Annotated in this window: 14 protein-coding genes and 1 pseudogene; 7 read left to right on the top strand and 8 right to left on the bottom strand. The window is 71.2% G+C overall.

Going from position 1 to position 14,762, the window contains the following annotated elements; translation table 11 throughout:
• The first annotated feature begins 25 nt into the window (after positions 1-25).
• Positions 26-682, top strand: a complete 657-nt coding sequence (locus tag AC5JOC_RS00750) for a fasciclin domain-containing protein (protein WP_079705110.1) — start codon at positions 26-28, stop codon at positions 680-682.
• A 153-nt stretch (positions 683-835) separates the two neighbouring features.
• Here AC5JOC_RS00750 and AC5JOC_RS00755 read toward each other — a convergent pair whose 3' ends face one another.
• From AC5JOC_RS00755 to AC5JOC_RS00775, 5 genes are all read right to left on the bottom strand, one after another.
• Positions 836-1,492, bottom strand: coding sequence for a copper resistance CopC family protein (locus AC5JOC_RS00755; RefSeq protein ID WP_494244866.1), 657 nt, complete (start codon positions 1,490-1,492; stop codon positions 836-838).
• Entirely contained in the window at positions 1,492-2,259 is a 768-nt protein-coding gene (locus AC5JOC_RS00760) for a YcnI family copper-binding membrane protein (protein ID WP_124768700.1), read from the bottom strand. Before AC5JOC_RS00760 ends, AC5JOC_RS00755 begins: the two co-directional genes overlap by 1 nt.
• A 142-nt stretch (positions 2,260-2,401) precedes the next feature.
• Positions 2,402-3,016, bottom strand: a complete 615-nt coding sequence (locus AC5JOC_RS00765; RefSeq protein WP_494244868.1) for a hypothetical protein — start codon at positions 3,014-3,016, stop codon at positions 2,402-2,404.
• Positions 3,017-3,141: 125 nt separating this feature from the next.
• Positions 3,142-3,585, bottom strand: a complete 444-nt coding sequence (locus AC5JOC_RS00770; protein WP_192018741.1) for a DUF3592 domain-containing protein — start codon at positions 3,583-3,585, stop codon at positions 3,142-3,144.
• 47 nt (positions 3,586-3,632) lie between these two features.
• Complete coding sequence (locus tag AC5JOC_RS00775) at positions 3,633-4,751, bottom strand: AI-2E family transporter (protein ID WP_079705105.1); 1,119 nt, start codon at positions 4,749-4,751, stop codon at positions 3,633-3,635.
• A gap of 118 nt (positions 4,752-4,869) precedes the next feature.
• Here AC5JOC_RS00775 and AC5JOC_RS00780 point away from each other — a divergent pair, with 118 nt between their 5' ends.
• The 3 genes and pseudogenes from AC5JOC_RS00780 to AC5JOC_RS00790 all read left to right on the top strand — a co-directional run.
• Entirely contained in the window at positions 4,870-5,820 is a 951-nt protein-coding gene (locus AC5JOC_RS00780; protein ID WP_124768697.1) for a pirin family protein, read from the top strand.
• 113 nt (positions 5,821-5,933) lie between these two features.
• Positions 5,934-6,515 carry an ECF transporter S component gene (locus tag AC5JOC_RS00785; protein WP_079705103.1) on the top strand — a complete coding sequence of 194 codons (582 nt, stop codon included), beginning with the start codon at positions 5,934-5,936 and terminating at the stop codon, positions 6,513-6,515.
• A gap of 117 nt (positions 6,516-6,632) precedes the next feature.
• Positions 6,633-6,992: pseudogene (locus AC5JOC_RS00790) on the top strand (ATP-binding cassette domain-containing protein); the annotation flags it as partial.
• A gap of 105 nt (positions 6,993-7,097) precedes the next feature.
• Here AC5JOC_RS00790 and AC5JOC_RS00795 read toward each other — a convergent pair.
• Positions 7,098-7,259, bottom strand: a complete 162-nt coding sequence (locus AC5JOC_RS00795) for a hypothetical protein (protein WP_494245179.1) — start codon at positions 7,257-7,259, stop codon at positions 7,098-7,100.
• Between the two features lie 73 nt (positions 7,260-7,332).
• Between AC5JOC_RS00795 and AC5JOC_RS00800 the strand changes: the two genes are divergently transcribed.
• Complete coding sequence (locus tag AC5JOC_RS00800) at positions 7,333-8,265, top strand: energy-coupling factor ABC transporter ATP-binding protein (protein ID WP_494245156.1); 933 nt, start codon at positions 7,333-7,335, stop codon at positions 8,263-8,265.
• 875 nt (positions 8,266-9,140) lie between these two features.
• Entirely contained in the window at positions 9,141-10,232 is a 1,092-nt protein-coding gene (locus AC5JOC_RS00805) for an Rv2578c family radical SAM protein (RefSeq protein ID WP_494245157.1), read from the top strand.
• 9 nt (positions 10,233-10,241) lie between these two features.
• On the opposite strand, the gene AC5JOC_RS00810 is transcribed toward AC5JOC_RS00805, so the two are convergent.
• Positions 10,242-10,709 carry a GNAT family acetyltransferase gene (locus AC5JOC_RS00810; protein WP_494244870.1) on the bottom strand — a complete coding sequence of 156 codons (468 nt, stop codon included), beginning with the start codon at positions 10,707-10,709 and terminating at the stop codon, positions 10,242-10,244.
• Positions 10,710-10,831: 122 nt separating this feature from the next.
• Here AC5JOC_RS00810 and AC5JOC_RS00815 point away from each other — a divergent pair, with 122 nt between their 5' ends.
• The gene (locus AC5JOC_RS00815) at positions 10,832-12,283 is read left to right on the top strand and encodes a carboxylesterase/lipase family protein (RefSeq protein ID WP_494245158.1); all 1,452 of its coding nucleotides are present in this window, start codon (positions 10,832-10,834) and stop codon (positions 12,281-12,283) included.
• Between the two features lie 56 nt (positions 12,284-12,339).
• Here AC5JOC_RS00815 and AC5JOC_RS00820 read toward each other — a convergent pair whose 3' ends face one another.
• Entirely contained in the window at positions 12,340-14,748 is a 2,409-nt protein-coding gene (locus AC5JOC_RS00820; protein WP_494244871.1) for a DEAD/DEAH box helicase, read from the bottom strand.
• Positions 14,749-14,762 lie beyond the last annotated feature (14 nt).

Genomic DNA, 14,762 nt, shown 5'->3' on the forward strand with positions numbered 1-14,762 from the left:
CCAAACCTCATCAAAGGAGAATCACATGCGTACCATCAAGCGAAACCACATGGCAGTGCTCGCACTCGCCGCCGTCGCGACCTTCGGCCTCGCAGCCTGTTCCAGCGGCTCCAGCTCCGACAGCGGTTCCTCGATGGAGCCGAGCTCCGCTCCCACCGAGTCGATGGCTGCAGACCCCGCAGCGGACCTCGTCGGCTCGGGCTGCGCCGCCTACGCTGACGCCGTCCCGGACGGTGCTGGCTCCGTCGCCGGCATGTCGGCCGACCCGGTCGCCGTCGCCGCGTCCAACAACCCGCTGCTGACCACGCTCACCGCTGCGGTCTCCGGCCAGCTGAACCCCGACGTCAACCTCGTCGACACGCTGAACGGCTCCGAGTTCACCGTCTTCGCCCCGGTCGACGACGCGTTCAAGAAGATCGACGCCGCGACGATCGACAGCCTCAAGACGCCTGAGGGCGCTGCGACGCTGACCTCGATCCTCACGTACCACGTGATCCCCGGCCAGATCGCTCCGTCCGACATCGACGGTGAGCAGACCACCGTCGAGGGTGGAACCGTCAAGGTCGAGGGCTCGGGTGACAACATCACCGTCAACGGTGCCAAGGTCATCTGCGGTGGCGTCAAGACCGCCAACGCGACCGTGTACCTCATCGACTCGGTGCTGATGCCGCCGGCAAAGTAGCCGACCGCGGGTTCACCCGCACGCTACACCGGTAATAACGGAACAGCCCCGTCATCCTCTCCAGGATGGCGGGGCTGTTCCGTTGTGTCGGGACCCTTCGACAAGCTCAGGGACCGGACGGGGTGCGGCTCAGGGACCGGAACGGGGTGCGGCTCAGGGCGCGGAGGTGTCCGTGCCCTGGTCGTCCGAGGTCGGCTCCGGCTTCCGCCGGGTCACGAGCAGCACGCCGATGCCGGCGATCAGGACGACGCCGATCGCGCCGACGATCCACCACACATCGCCACTGAGCCCGCCAGCGGACGACTCCGGCTCGACGCCACCCGCCTCCGACGAGGGCTCGACCGTGGAGGCACCGCTCGTCGCGCACGCGGGCTTCGCACTCCCCGCGGCGAGTTCCTGGCCCTCGGCCGGCGCCCACTCGAAGGTGTAGCTGCCCGACAGCGGGTGGCCGTCGGTCGAGACGAGCTGCCAGACGACGGTGTACTCGCCGGCTTCACCGAGCTGCAGCGGCATGACGAGCGCAGGGCCGTTCACGGCTGCGCACGCGGTGCCGTAGTAGAGCCGCTCGTCGCCGGGACCGGTCACCTGGATCTGGTTGGACTGGCCGGCATCCCCGAGGTCGAGCAGGTTGTCGTTCGTCGTGATGACGAGTTGCTCCGGCTGTTCGGTGATCGTCGAGCCCTCGGCCGGCGTCGTCGAGATGATGCTGTTGTGCGCTGAGGCCGGCTGGGCCACGGCGAGCACCGCCGCGACCGCGAGGAACGCGGTCGCAGCGGTGCCGACGAGACGGCGACGACGGGAGACCGTCATCAGGCCTGGCGCTTCGCGTCGGACGCTGCGCGGCGTGCGGAGGCAGCGATGACGATGCCGGCGGCACCGACGACGAGACCGGCGATGCCGAGCACGCGGCCCAGCACGTCGGTGGTGCCGGCGTCGGTCGAGGCAGCGGCCTCGGTGTGGTCGCCGTCACCGTCGTCGTCCATGGCAGCACCACCGTGGTGGTCGCCGGCCTCGGCAGCGGTCACGACCACGACCGGCGCCGGTGACTCGAGGTCGTCCTCGGTCTGACCGTCCTTCGCGACGTCGGTCCAGTCGGTCTGGCCGACCTCGCACGTCTGCGTCACGGGGAAGACGAGCGTCTTGCCCTCGGCGTCGGCCGGCAGCTGGACCTGGAAGGAGACGGTGTCGCGGTAGCCGTCGGCGAGCGGCGTCTTGGCCGTGTAGACGACCGTGCCGACGCGCTCGGCGAGCTGCTCACCGTGACTGTCGGTGATGGGCTTCGCGAGCGGGGCCATCTGCTTGTCGATGGTCCAGTTCGGGTTGACCGTCGGCGTCACGGCGTTGATCTCCTCGGGGATCTCGAAGGAGAGGCTCGTCGTGGGCGAGCCGTCGCAGCCGTGACCGACGGCGAAGCTCAGCACCGTGTAGGAGCCGGCGGCCGTGGAGGTCGGCGTGACGCTGACGTGGGCGCTGGCGGCGAGCGGTGCGCCGACCGCGAGGAGCGCTCCGGCGCCGATGGCGATGGCACCGAGCACGGCGGGCTTGCGGAAGGTGGGGCGGGGGGTGGTTGCGTTCATGATCGTCCTGTCGACTGCTCCGCACGGCGTCGAGCGTGCGGAAAGGGGATGGTCACGCCGGATGGCGCGCCGAAGGGTGCTGCTGCGTCGGGGCCGACCGGCCACGCACGGCACCCGTCCCGGTCGGAGGGTGGTGCGTCGGTCAGGCGGCGGCGAGCGCCGGCGGACCGCGGTGTCGCAGGTGGAGCAGGACCACCCCGAGGTTGCGGGGACGACGGTTGACGCGGACCCAGCGCACCCGGCGGGGCGCGGGGACGAGGTGCGTCGGTGCGGCACGGCGGGCGAGGATCCGGACGGTCAGGGCGGCGAGCGCGGCGAGCGTCGCGCGTTCGGCGAACAGGATGGCTGCGATGGTCGCGACGGCCGCGACGAGGTGCGCCGCCCACATCGTGGTGTCGCCGTGGGTGTGCGCCGCGGTGACGCCGCCGGACGCGAGTTCGACGACCCCGTGCCGGTGCCAGTTCGCGGGGCCGGTCGCACCGCCGGATGCGACCGTGGCACTGACGGTGCTCGGGACGAGGGTGAAGAGCGCGTGGTAGCCGAGCTGGCTCACGAGCACGGAGGCGACGACCCCGAGTGCGGTGATGCGGCGGCCGGCGAGGAGGACGCAGACCAGGACGGCGAAGGTGCCGCCGACCAGGAGGACGAACGCGGACGGTGCGGCGGCCCCGCCGATCGTGTGCGAGAGGGCTGCGGCGAAGGTGGCGAACGCGGCTGCGGCGGTGCCGCGGGCGACACGGGCCCACCGTTCCGTCATGCGATGCCTCCGGGAGAGCGAGCGGACCAGGTGTCGACGCTCGTGCACACAGCCTACCCGAGCGTCGCCCTTCGACAGGCTCAGGGACCGGGGAGGGGGTGCGTCAGGGACCAGGGAGCGGGCGCTCAGGCCCCGGTGTCGGCGACGAACAGCAGCACGATCGAGGCGATGGAGCAGACGACGCCGATGCCGAAGGTCACGCCGAAGAGCAGCCGGAGCGCCCTCGTGTGATCGGCCGTCCGGCGGAAGCGTGCGCGCGACGGTTCCCGGCGGGCGTAGAAGACGTTCGGCTCCTCGGGGTCGCGGAGGGCGTCGAACTCCGCATCCGTGACGGGTCGTGAGTACAGCTCGGCCGCCTCGGTCATCCAGCGGACCTCGCGCCCCGGACCTCGATCGACGTCCCCGCCGCCCGCGTCGTCCGGCAGGTCCACGATGACCCCGTGCGTCTCCACCCAGCTGCCGTCCGCGGCCCGCGCGATGAGCATGACGAGCAGCACGACGACGGCGCTGCCGAAGCCGATCCAGGTGAAGACCTCGAAGACGAGGCCGAGGAGATCGTGGGGGTCCACGATCACATGCTATCCGGCGGGCGGACCCACGACCCGGACGGCCTCGCTCAGACGGACTCGGGTCGCTTCTGCCGCATGGGCTCGGCCGGCTGGTCCGGACCGTTCCAGACGCCGATGATGCCCCACGCGACCGCGGCGATCGGGACGGCGAGGACCGCGCCGACGATGCCGCCGAGGATGGTGCCGGCGGTCAGGGCGAGGAGGACGACGAGGGCGTGCAGCTTGAGCGAGCGTGCCATGACGACGGGCTGGAGGAAGTTGCCCTCGAGCTGGTTCACGAGCACGACGATGCCGACGACGATGAGGGCGGCGACCGGACCGTTGGCGACGAGCGCGACGAGGGCCGCGAGGATGCCGGCGGCGGTCGCACCGACGATCGGGATGAAGGCGGTCAGGAACACGATGACGCTGAGCGGCAGCGCGAGCGGGACCCCGATGATCGCGAGGCCGATGCCGATGCCGATCGCGTCGACGGCCGCGATCGTGGCGGTGCCGCGCACGTACCCGCCGAGGGTGTCCACCGTCTTGCCGCCGATGCGCTTGGCGCGGTCGTACGCGGTTCCGGTGAAGGGACGGAGCAGGAACTCCCAGAGCCGCGGTCCGTCCTTGAGGAAGAAGAACAGGACGACGACCATGAGCACCAGGCCGGTGAGGAAGCTCGCCGTCGCGGAGACGCCGGCGAGCGCCCCGCTGCCGAACTGGCTCGAGGTGAGGAAGTCGACCGCGGTCTGCTTGGCGTCCTCGATCTGCTTCTCGTCGATGTCGAACGGCAGGGTGCCGAGCCAGTCCTGCAGCTGCCCGAAGCCCTTCGAGGCGGAGTCGACGAGGTCGTCCCACTGGCTGCGAACGGCCCAGACGATGAGCCATCCGATGCCGCCGAGGACGACGAGGATCGAGACGAGGGCGATCCAGGTGGCGAGGATCGACGGGAGCCCCTTCGACCGCATCCACCGCATGAGCGGGTAGATCGCCGAGGCGAGGATGAGTGCGATGACGACGGGGATCATCACGAGGGAGAGCTGGGTCAGCGCGAAGACGATCAGCGCGGCGACCGCGACGATGGCGAGCGTCTGGATGCTCCGGGTCGCGAACGTGCCGATGCGGTCGTGCCAGAGGCCGCGGGCGAGCGGTTCCGGTGCGTCCTCATGCTTGTCGAACAGGCCCATGGGATCCCCAATCTCGGCAGCGGCGGAGCCGGACGGGCCCCGCGCCCAGTCAACCACGTCGGTGCGGGCCGAGGTCAGGCCGAGCGGGAGTAGCGTTGTCCGTGATAAGGAGGCGCTCATGACGAGACTCGACGCCGACCCGGTCCCCAGCGTCTGCCACGCACCTGACGGATCCGGGACGAGACTCCTCGAGGCCCGCGAGGTCCCCCTCGGCGGCGTCCGCGGCCTGAGCGTCCATCGCACCCTCCCGCAGCGCGAGCTGCCGATGATCGGCGCCTGGTGCTTCCTCGACCGCTTCGACGAGGACCGCTCGCTGATGCGCGTGCTGCCGCATCCGCACACCGGCCTGCAGACCGTGACGTGGCCGCTCGTCGGCGACATCCGCCACCGCGACAGCGTGGGCAGCGACGTGGTCGTCCGCCCGGGCGAGCTCAACCTCATGACGAGCGGTCGAGGCGTGTCGCACTCCGAGTTCTCGGTGGGCGAGGAGGCGGCCGCCATGCACGGCCTCCAGCTGTGGGTGGCGCTCCCGGAGGCCGCCGCCCAGGTGCCGGCTGCGTTCGAGCAGCACACGGACCTGCCCGTCCACCGCGCTCCAGGCTTGGAGGCGACCGTCCTCATCGGCACGCTGGGCGGCGTGACGTCGACCGCGACCGTCCACTCGCCCCTGCTCGGTGCCGACGTGACGCTCGAGGCCGACACCGTCGTCGAGGTGCCGGTGGATCCGTCCTTCGAGCACGGCGTCCTGGTGATCGACGGGGCGCTCGAGGTCGGCGGCGTCGAACTCGGCTCCGGCCCGTTGCTCTACCTGGCGCCCGGGTGCGATCGCCTCGAGCTCCGGAGCGCGACCGGTGCCCGCTTCGTGCTCCTCGGAGGGACGCCGTTCCCGGAGGAGCTGGTCATGTGGTGGAACTTCGTCGGTCGCAGCCACGAGGACATCGCGTCCGCCCGGGAGGACTGGGAGGCGGGGTCGCCGCGCTTCGGGTCGGTCGCCGGCCACGGCACGGACCGCATCCCGGCGCCGCCCTTGCCGAACGTCCGTCTGACCCCGCGCCGACGCTCGATCTGATCGCCCGGACGGGGCGCTCGGGACCCCGTTCCGAGCGGTGTCCGTCGGCGTCTCGACGGGCTGATAAAGGATAGGCTGTCCTCAGGAGATCGGCTGCTCGTGAAGGTGGGCTCATGCAACGTCTGAGTACGCGACTGCTGCTGACCTGCGCCGCCATCGGCGTCGGCGGCGGCCTCGTCTTCGTCGTCTCCGGGTACGTCGGCGGCACGATCTCCGCGACCGCCCCCGTGCTCTACGGCCTCATCATCGGCGTGTACTTCCTGCCGGGCGTCGTCTCGCAGGCGCTCCTCCGACGTGGTGGCGTGGCCCTCATGACCGGGCTCACCGCCGGCCTCGTCTCAGCGGCGTTCAGCCCGCAGTGGTTCTTCCGGTACTTCGGCACCGGCCTCGCGATCGGGCTCCTGCAGGAGATCCCCTTCGCCGTGTCGCGTTACCGCGTCTGGAGGGCCTGGGTCTTCTACCTGGCAGCGGGCATCGCCGGACTCGTCTTCGGCGGCTCCGTGCTCGTCGTCCTCGGGATCGAGCATTTCGCACCCCTCGCCCAGACGGTCTACATCGCGCTCTTCGTCCTCAGCCCGATCGCCTTCACCGCGCTCGGGCGGGCGGTCGCAGCAGCCCTCGCGAGAGCCGGTGTGGGGCGGTCCATCGCGAAACCCCTGCAGCGCGACCGCGGCTCGGCCGGCACGCGGGCCTGAGTGGACCCCGTACCGCCGACGCACCCCGCCACCGTCGTCCGGCGGGTGCGCATCCGCCACGACGAGCGTGAGGAGTGGACCCCGGACGACGTGTCGTTCCAGGTCGCACCCGGTGAGGTGGTCCTCCTGCTCGGGCCGAGCGGCTCGGGGAAGTCGACGCTCGCGCTGGCCCTCAACGGCCTCGTCCCCCACGCCGTCCCGGCCGAGTTCGAGGGTGCTGTGGTCACCGGCGGGCTCGACACGGCCACCTCGACGGTCGCGCAGTTGAGCGAGCACGTGGCGATGGTGTTCCAGGACCCCGACGCGCAGATCGTCACCGGAACGGTCCTCGACGAGGTGTGCTTCGGCCCGGAGAACCTCCTGCTCCCCGTCGAGGAGGTGCTGTCCCGCGCCGAACGCGCGCTCCGGCAGGTCGGGCTCTGGGAGCGCCGGGCCGAGAACCCCGACCGACTCTCAGGCGGAGGCCGACAGCGACTCGCGATCGCCTGCGCCCTGGCCATGGGGAGCGACCTCCTCGTCCTCGACGAGCCGACGGCGAACCTCGATCCGGCCGGGATCGAGGAGGTCTACGCCGCCCTCCGTTCACTCGTCTCCGGACCCGACGGCGCCGGGAAGCGGCACGCGATCCTGCTCGTCGAGCACAACCTCGACGCCGCCATCGACCTCGTCGACCGGGTCGTCGTCCTCGATCGTGACGGGCGGCTCGCCTTCGACGGCCCGACCCGCGACGTCCTGCTCGGCCACCTCGACGAACTCCTCGCGATGGGCGTCTGGCTCCCGGTCGCGACGCTCGCGGCCCTGCGACTGCGGGAGGGCGGTGTCGCTGCTGCCGGACCTCCCCCTGACACCCGCCGAGCTGACCGCCGCACTCGACGCGACCGCACTGCCGACGCCGCCGACAGCACCCGTCGCCCCGGTCACCGCCGAGCGGTCGGTGGCGGTCCGCGTCGACCGGCTCAGCGTCGAACGCGGTCGCGGCCGCCGGCGCACCCCGATCCTCCACGAGGTGAGCCTCGAGGTCGGGACGGGCGACTTCCTCGCGGTGATCGGGACGAACGGTGCCGGCAAGACGACCCTGCTCCAGGCGATCGCCGGGGTGGTCCGGCCTCCCCGCGGGCGCATCGACGTCGGCGGGATCGACCCGGGGCGCAGCGACGTCCGGACGATCGCGGCGCACATCGGCTTCGTCTTCCAGAACCCCGAGCACCAGTTCATCGCCCACACCGTCCACGACGAACTCGCGCACGGCCTGCGGATCCGGGGCGTCGACGACACCGAGATCGAGCGGCGCGTCGACGACCTGCTGCGGCGGTTCGGCCTGGAATCCGCACGCGACGTGCACCCGTTCCTCCTGTCCGGCGGCCAGAAGCGCCGGCTGTCCGTCGGGAGCGCCCTCATCGCCGGAGCTCCGGTGCTCGCGCTCGACGAACCGACCTTCGGTCAGGACCGGGCGCGGGCGAACGAGCTCCTGGACCTCCTCGCCGGACTCAACGCGCAGGGCACCACGGTCCTCGTCGTGACCCACGACCTCCAGCTCGTCGCCGATCACGCGAGTCACGTCGCGGTGATGGCCGGCGGTCGCCTGCTCGCCCACGACACGACCGCCGCGGTCCTCGGCGACGACGAGCTCCTGCGCCGCGCGGGGCTCCGCCCACCACCGCTCGCCCAGGCGATGCGCTCGCTGGCGAACCACCCCGACTGGCGGCACCTGTCGAGACTCGACGACCTGCCCGGGGCGGCCGCCCGATGAGCGCCACGACGATCGACCCGTACGCCTCGGGCACGGCACCGGCCGGTCGATTCCTGTACCGGTTGAACCCGCTCGCGAAGCTCGGCGCTCCGCTCCCGGTGATGATCCTGCTCGCGTTCACGAGGGACCCGGTCACGCCGGCGCTGTTCATCGCCCTCGCGGTCGTGGTCATCCTCGTCGGGGCCAGCCTCACGCGGACGGTCGCCCTCCTGCTCTTCGTGGCGCTGCCGCTCATCGTCGCGATCATGTCGTTCAGCTTCGGCCTGTGGACCGACCCGAGCCGCGTCGACCAGTCCGTCCTGCTGTTCCAGGTCGGCGACTACCGGTTCTTCCTCGGGGCGCTGCTCGTCGGCCTCGCGACGGCACTGCGGCTCGCGGCCCTCCTCGTCCTCGCCTGCATCGGCGGCCTCACCTCGACCGGCCCGGAGTTCGTGCGCGCGATGATCCAGCAGCTGCACGTGCCCGTACCGGATCGGGTACACGGCGCTCGCCGCCTACCGGTTCGTGCCGCGGTTCGGGCACGAGCTGGAGGTCATCCGTTCCGCCCACCGGGTCCGCGGCATGGCCGAGGGTCGCGGACCGATCGCCGCCGTCCGCCGGGCCGCCGGCACCGTCGTGCCGCTGCTGGCCGGTGCCATCCGTCACGCGGAGCGGGTCGCGCTCGCCATGGACTCCCGCGCGTTCGGCGCCCATCCGCAGCGGACGGAGCGGACCCGCATCCCGTTCCGCACCCGAGACTGGTGCTTCATGGTCGCCTTCTGGCTCGTGAGCGCCGCTCTCCTGTGGTGGAGCCTCGCCGCCGGTCCGGGTCCCGTCATCCGGAACTGATCGTCCGGAGTCACCCGCAGCACTCGAACGTATGTTCTAATGGAGGCATGCGGTGGAGCGGACAGGAACTCGGGGTTGAGACGACGTCGGCGCTGCCGGGCCTCGCGAAGCTGAACAACCTCGTGCGCAGCGTCCAGACGCCCGAGTTCGCCGGGATCACCTTCCACGAGGTGCTCGCGAAGTCCGCACTCAACCGCGTGCCCGGCCAGTCCGTGATGCCGTTCGGGTGGACCATCAACCCCTATCGGGGCTGCTCCCATGCCTGCGTGTACTGCTTCGCCCGACCGACGCATTCGTACCTGGACCTCGATGCCGGGAAGGACTTCGACTCGCAGCTCATCGTCAAGGTGAACGTCGCCGAGGTCCTCGAGAAGGAGCTCGCGAAGGCGAGCTGGGGCAGGCACCCGGTGGCACTCGGCACGAACACCGACCCGTACCAGCGCGCCGAGGGCAAGTACCGCCTCATGCCGGGGATCATCAAGGCCCTCGCCGACTCGGGAACCCCGTTCTCGATCCTGACGAAGGGCACGCTGCTCCGGCGCGACCTGCCCCTCCTGGCCGAGGTCGCTGAGCGCGTGCCGGTCGACCTCGCCATGTCGATCGCCATCTACGACGACGAGCTGCAGCAGTCGATCGAGCCCGGCACCCCGACGGCGGCGGCCAGACTCGCGACCGTCCGCGCCGCTGCCGACCTCGGCTTCGACGTCGGGGTCTTCATGATGCCGATCCTCCCCTACCTGACCGACACCGTCGACCACCTCGACCTCGCCCTGTCGCGCATCCGCGAGGCCGGCGCGAGCACCGTCCTCTTCTCGACCCTGTACCTGAAGGCCGGCGTCAAACCCTGGTTCATGCAGTGGCTGTCGCGGGAGCACCCCGAGCTCGTCGACCGGTACACCTCGATGTACGCCGACGGCGCCTACGCCCCGAAGGAGTACCGGAAGTGGCTGGCAGCGCGCATCCGCCCGATGATCCGCGATCACGGGCTCGAGCGCGGCACCGAGGACCCCGCCACCGGGGGTGTCCGCTCGTCGGCACTCGGCATGCTGCGCGACGGGTACGGCGAGCGGGCCGAGCTGCGCAAGCGGGCGCCGGAGTTCGTCACGACCGGCCTGCAGGTCCAGCCGACCCTCTTCTGACCCGGAGCCTCAGGCGTCGGGGATGAGCCGCTTGCTGAGCAGCGCGACCTCGTCGGTGCCGTACCCGAGCGCCTCGTAGAACCCGATCACCCGGTCGTTGCCCGTCCGGACCATGAGGTTGATCTTCGGGCACCCGAGTCCGATGAGCAGGCGCTCGGCCTCGGCCATGAGCCCCCGACCGAGTCCACCACCCTGCTGGGCCGGCGACACGGCCAGGTAGTGCACCCATCCGCGGTGGCCGTCGTACCCCACCATCGCGGTGCCGACGACGGCACCGTCGGCATCCACCGCGACGAGGAACAGCTCGGGCTGCGTCGTCGACTTGCGCTCGATGTCCTTCGCCGGGTCGTTCCACGGTCGGGTGAGCCCGACGGTGCTGCCAGAGGGCGATGACGGCGTCGGTGTCGGCTGGGGTGAACGGACGGATCTGCATCGTTCCAGTCTTCCGCACCCGTCTCCCGTCCGATGCACAGGCACGCGTACGACCGCCGTCGATACAGTTGGTCACCCGAGCATCGACGAACGGACGCGTATGAGCATCGACCCTGGGCTGGAACCGGCCGACGACGACACCCGGTCGGACGACCAGCCCCACGCCGATCACCGTCGACACCGGCAGCGGCCCGGTCACCGGACGCAGCGCAGGCGGTGTCTCCAGCTTCCTCGGCATCCCGTATGCGGCGGCGCCGTTCGGCGACGACCGGTTCCGCCTCCCCCAGCCGGTCGAGCCCTGGGACGAGCCGCGCGACGCGACCCGGCCCGGCGCCACCGCACCGCAGGCCCCGTATGCCGGCGCGGTCGGCGACCTCCTCTCCACGGTGACCGTGCCGGGGAACGAGATCCTCAACGTCAACGTGTGGACACCGACCGAGCCGTCGACCGCCCTGCGCCCGGTGATGGTCTGGATCCACGGAGGCTCGTTCGTCCACGGCTCCAACGCGCTCGACGCCTACGACGGCACCGCATTCGCTCGCGACGGCGTCGTCCTCGTCTCCGTCAACTACCGTCTCGGGTCCGAGGGGTTCTCGGTGCTCGACGACGTCCCGCTGAACCTCGGCATCGCCGACCAACTGGCGGCCCTGACCTGGGTCCAGGACGAGATCGCCCGGTTCGGCGGCGACCCCGACAACGTCACCGTGTTCGGCGAGTCCGCGGGCGGCGCCTCGGTGGCGACGCTCCTCACCCACCCGGACGCTCCAGCCGTGATGCGGCGGGCGATCATCCAGAGCGGGCCGCTGGAGGCGCAGACGCGCGAGCGGGCGGGCCGCATCTCGAAGCTCATGGCGAAGGATCTGGGGGTCGCCACCACCCGAGCAGGCTTCCGACGTGTTCCACCGGAGGGGCTCGTGGCCGCGCAGGAGCGGGCCATGGCGGGCGGCAACCCGCTGAACGGCGGCGCCGGCTTCGCGGTCGCGACGGCCGCACCACTCGTACCGGACAGTCCGTTCGACGCGTTGCTCGCCGGACGGGCGGCCGGCATCCCCGTCCTCATCGGCAGCACGACGGAGGAGTACCGACTGTGGTTCGTTCCGACGGGACTCCTCCCGACGATCAAACGCGTCCATCTGCTCGCGGCACGCCTCAAGCTCGGGATCCCCGCGGCGACGGTCCGCACCTTCCGACGGAACCGTCCGAAGGCCTCGACCGGGGAGATCCTCGGTGCGATGGCGACGGACGTCCTGTTGCGCGTGCCACTCAACCGGGTCGCCGACGCGCGTGCAGCCGCGGGTGCGGACACGTGGGTGTACGAGTTCGCTTGGCGGAGCCCCGTCGGCGAGGACGGGCACGGTGCCCTCGGAGCCGCCCACGCGATGGAGATCGGCTTCGTGTTCGACCACCTCGACTCGCCGGAGGCCGTCCGGATGGCGGGCCCCTCGGCGCCGCAGTCGCTCGCGACCGCGATGCACGACGCCTGGGTCGCGTTCGCGAAGGCGGGCGACCCGGGCTGGCAGCGTTGGGACGCCACGCGCCCGGTCCGGACCTTCGACGGGGTCGACGACGCCGTCGTCCTCGCGCCGCGCGACGACGAACGCGCGGCCCTCACCCCCTGACACGCGAGAACGCCCGCCGAGCGTGAGCTCGGCGGGCGTTCCTGATGCGGTGCGGACTACGCGGTGGCGATGTCCTCGACGAGCTGGTCGCCGGGGGCGGCGTCGTCGAACGCGGCCTCGATCTCAGCGCGGTCGAGCAGTTCGGTCATCCGGCGGCGACGGGCCTTGGGGATGATCGTGACGACGCGACCGATCTTGCCGGCACGGCCGGTGCGGCCGGCACGGTGCAGGTACGTCTTGTACTCGTCCGGGGCGTCGGCCTGCACGACGAGCGTGATGTCGTCGACGTGGATGCCGCGGGCGGCGACGTCGGTGGCGACGAGCACGTTGACCCGACCCGAGGTGAGCTTCTCCAGGTTGCGCGTGCGGCGCGCCTGGTTGAGGTCGCCGTGGAGCGAGACGGCGGGGATGCCCGCCATGCCGAGCTGCTCCGCGAGACGCTCGGCGTACGCCCGGGTGCGGGCGAACACGAGGGTCTTCTCGGTGCGGTTGACGAGCTCCTCGATGAGGCGGTCCTTGCCCTTGTGCTCCACCACCAGCACGCGGTGGTCGATCGTGGAGGACGCCTGGTCCTCACCGGCGACCTCGTGCACCGACGGGTTCGGGAGGAACTCGTTGACGAGGGCTGCGACACCCTTGTCGAGGGTGGCGGAGAAGAGGAGCTTCTGGCCGTCGGGCGCGGTGCGACGCAGGATGCGCTGCACGGGCTCGAGGAAGCCGAGGTCGCACATGTGGTCGGCCTCGTCGAGGACGGTCACCGTGACCTGCGAGAGGTCGAGGCGACCCTGCTCGATGAGGTCCTCGATGCGACCGGGCGTACCGACGATGATGTCGACGCCGCGCTGCAGTGCGCCGACCTGGCGACCCTGCGGGACACCGCCGTAGATCTGCGTGGTGAAGAGGCCGACGGCGCGCGCGATGGGCTGCACGGTGCGGTCGATCTGCAGGGCGAGCTCACGCGTCGGGGCGAGGATGAGGGCGCGGGGCTTGCGACCCGGCTTGCGGTTCTTGCCGCCACCGTTCTCCATGAGCTTCTCGACGAGCGGGGCACCGAAGGCGATGGTCTTCCCGGAGCCGGTGCGGCCACGGCCGAGTACGTCGCGGCCCGCGATGACGTCCGGGATGGTCGCCGCCTGGATCGGGAACGGGCTGTCGGCGCCGAGCTCGGCGAGCGCACGGACGATGTTGCCGCCGAGGCCGAGGCTCTCGAAGGTCACACCCTCGACGTCGCCGGCCTGGATCGCGTCGGCCTCGAGGCGCTCGAGCACCACGTCGTCCTGGGGCGTGTAGGAGCCGGCGTCGCGCTTCGGGTAGTAGTCGCTGCCACGGCCGGCGTCGGACGCGCCGCGGTCGTCGAAGGAGCGCTTCGGGCGGTCGTCGAAGGACCGCTTGGGGCGGTCGTCGTACGAACGCGCCGGACGCTCCTCGAAGGAACGCTTCGGACGGTCGTCGTAGGAACGCGCGGGGCGGTCGGTGCGGTTCGCCTGACGCGGGTCACCCTGACGGGCCGGGCGGTCACCGTAGGAGGGACGCTCGGTCCGCTCGCCACGGTTGTACGCGGGACGCTCGGTGCGGTCACCGTACGAGGGACGCTCGGTCCGCTCGCCACGGTTGTACGCGGGACGCTCGGTGCGGTCACCGTACGAGGGACGCTCCGTGCGCTCACCCCGGTTGTAGGCCGGACGCTCGTTGCGGTCGCCACCACGGTTGTACGCGGGACGGTCGTTCCGGTCGCCGTACGAGGGACGCTCGGACCGCTCACCACGGTTGTAGGCAGGACGCTCGTTCCGGTCACCGTAGGAGGGACGCTCGGTCCGCTCGCCGCGGTTGTACGACGGGCGCTCGTTCCGGTCACCGTACGACGGACGCTCGGACCGCTCACCACGGTTGTACGCAGGACGCTCGTTCCGGTCGCCACCGCGGTTGTACGACGGGCGCTCATTGCGGTCACCGTACGACGGACGCTCGGACCGCTCACCACGGTTGTACGCAGGACGCTCGTTCCGGTCGCCACCGCGGTTGTACGCAGGACGCTCGTTGCGGTCGCCGTACGAAGGACGCTCAGTCCGCTCACCACGGTTGTAGGCGGGGCGCTCGTTGCGGTCGCCACCACGGTTGTACGCGGGACGCTCGTTGCGGTCGCCACCACGGTTGTACGCGGGACGCTCATTGCGGTCGCCACCACGGTTGTAGGCAGGACGCTCGTTGCGGTCGCCGCGGGGTGCGCGGTCGCCGCGCTCCTCCGACTCGAAGCGGGCGGCGCGCTCGGCACGCTCGTCTGCGTTCCAGCGAGACTTCTGCGGCGCTCCACCGGCGTCGGGACGGTAGCCGCGGTGGCCTTCGCTCTTGCTGCCGGACTTCGCGCCGGGACGCGAACCGAAGGGCCGCTTGTTCTCGCCGTACTTGGACTTGGGGTCGAAGTTCTTGGCCGGGCGTTTGCCGGCGGGGGTGTTGTTCTTGGGCATGGAGAAATGCTTTC

This window comes from Plantibacter sp. (genome assembly GCF_059073635.1).

Bases quoted from the DNA above. Each gene is read 5' to 3' on its own strand.
- AC5JOC_RS00760 (WP_124768700.1), bottom strand. From the start codon at position 2,259: ATGAACGCAACCACCCCCCGCCCCACCTTCCGCAAGCCCGCCGTGCTC.
- AC5JOC_RS00785 (WP_079705103.1), top strand. From the start codon at position 5,934: ATGCAACGTCTGAGTACGCGACTGCTGCTGACCTGCGCCGCCATCGGC.
- AC5JOC_RS00755 (WP_494244866.1), bottom strand. From the start codon at position 1,492: ATGACGGTCTCCCGTCGTCGCCGTCTCGTCGGCACCGCTGCGACCGCG.
- AC5JOC_RS00805 (WP_494245157.1), top strand. From the start codon at position 9,141: ATGCGGTGGAGCGGACAGGAACTCGGGGTTGAGACGACGTCGGCGCTG.
- AC5JOC_RS00750 (WP_079705110.1), top strand. From the start codon at position 26: ATGCGTACCATCAAGCGAAACCACATGGCAGTGCTCGCACTCGCCGCC.
- AC5JOC_RS00775 (WP_079705105.1), bottom strand. From the start codon at position 4,751: ATGGGCCTGTTCGACAAGCATGAGGACGCACCGGAACCGCTCGCCCGC.
- AC5JOC_RS00765 (WP_494244868.1), bottom strand. From the start codon at position 3,016: ATGACGGAACGGTGGGCCCGTGTCGCCCGCGGCACCGCCGCAGCCGCG.
- AC5JOC_RS00820 (WP_494244871.1), bottom strand. From the start codon at position 14,748: ATGCCCAAGAACAACACCCCCGCCGGCAAACGCCCGGCCAAGAACTTC.
- AC5JOC_RS00780 (WP_124768697.1), top strand. From the start codon at position 4,870: ATGACGAGACTCGACGCCGACCCGGTCCCCAGCGTCTGCCACGCACCT.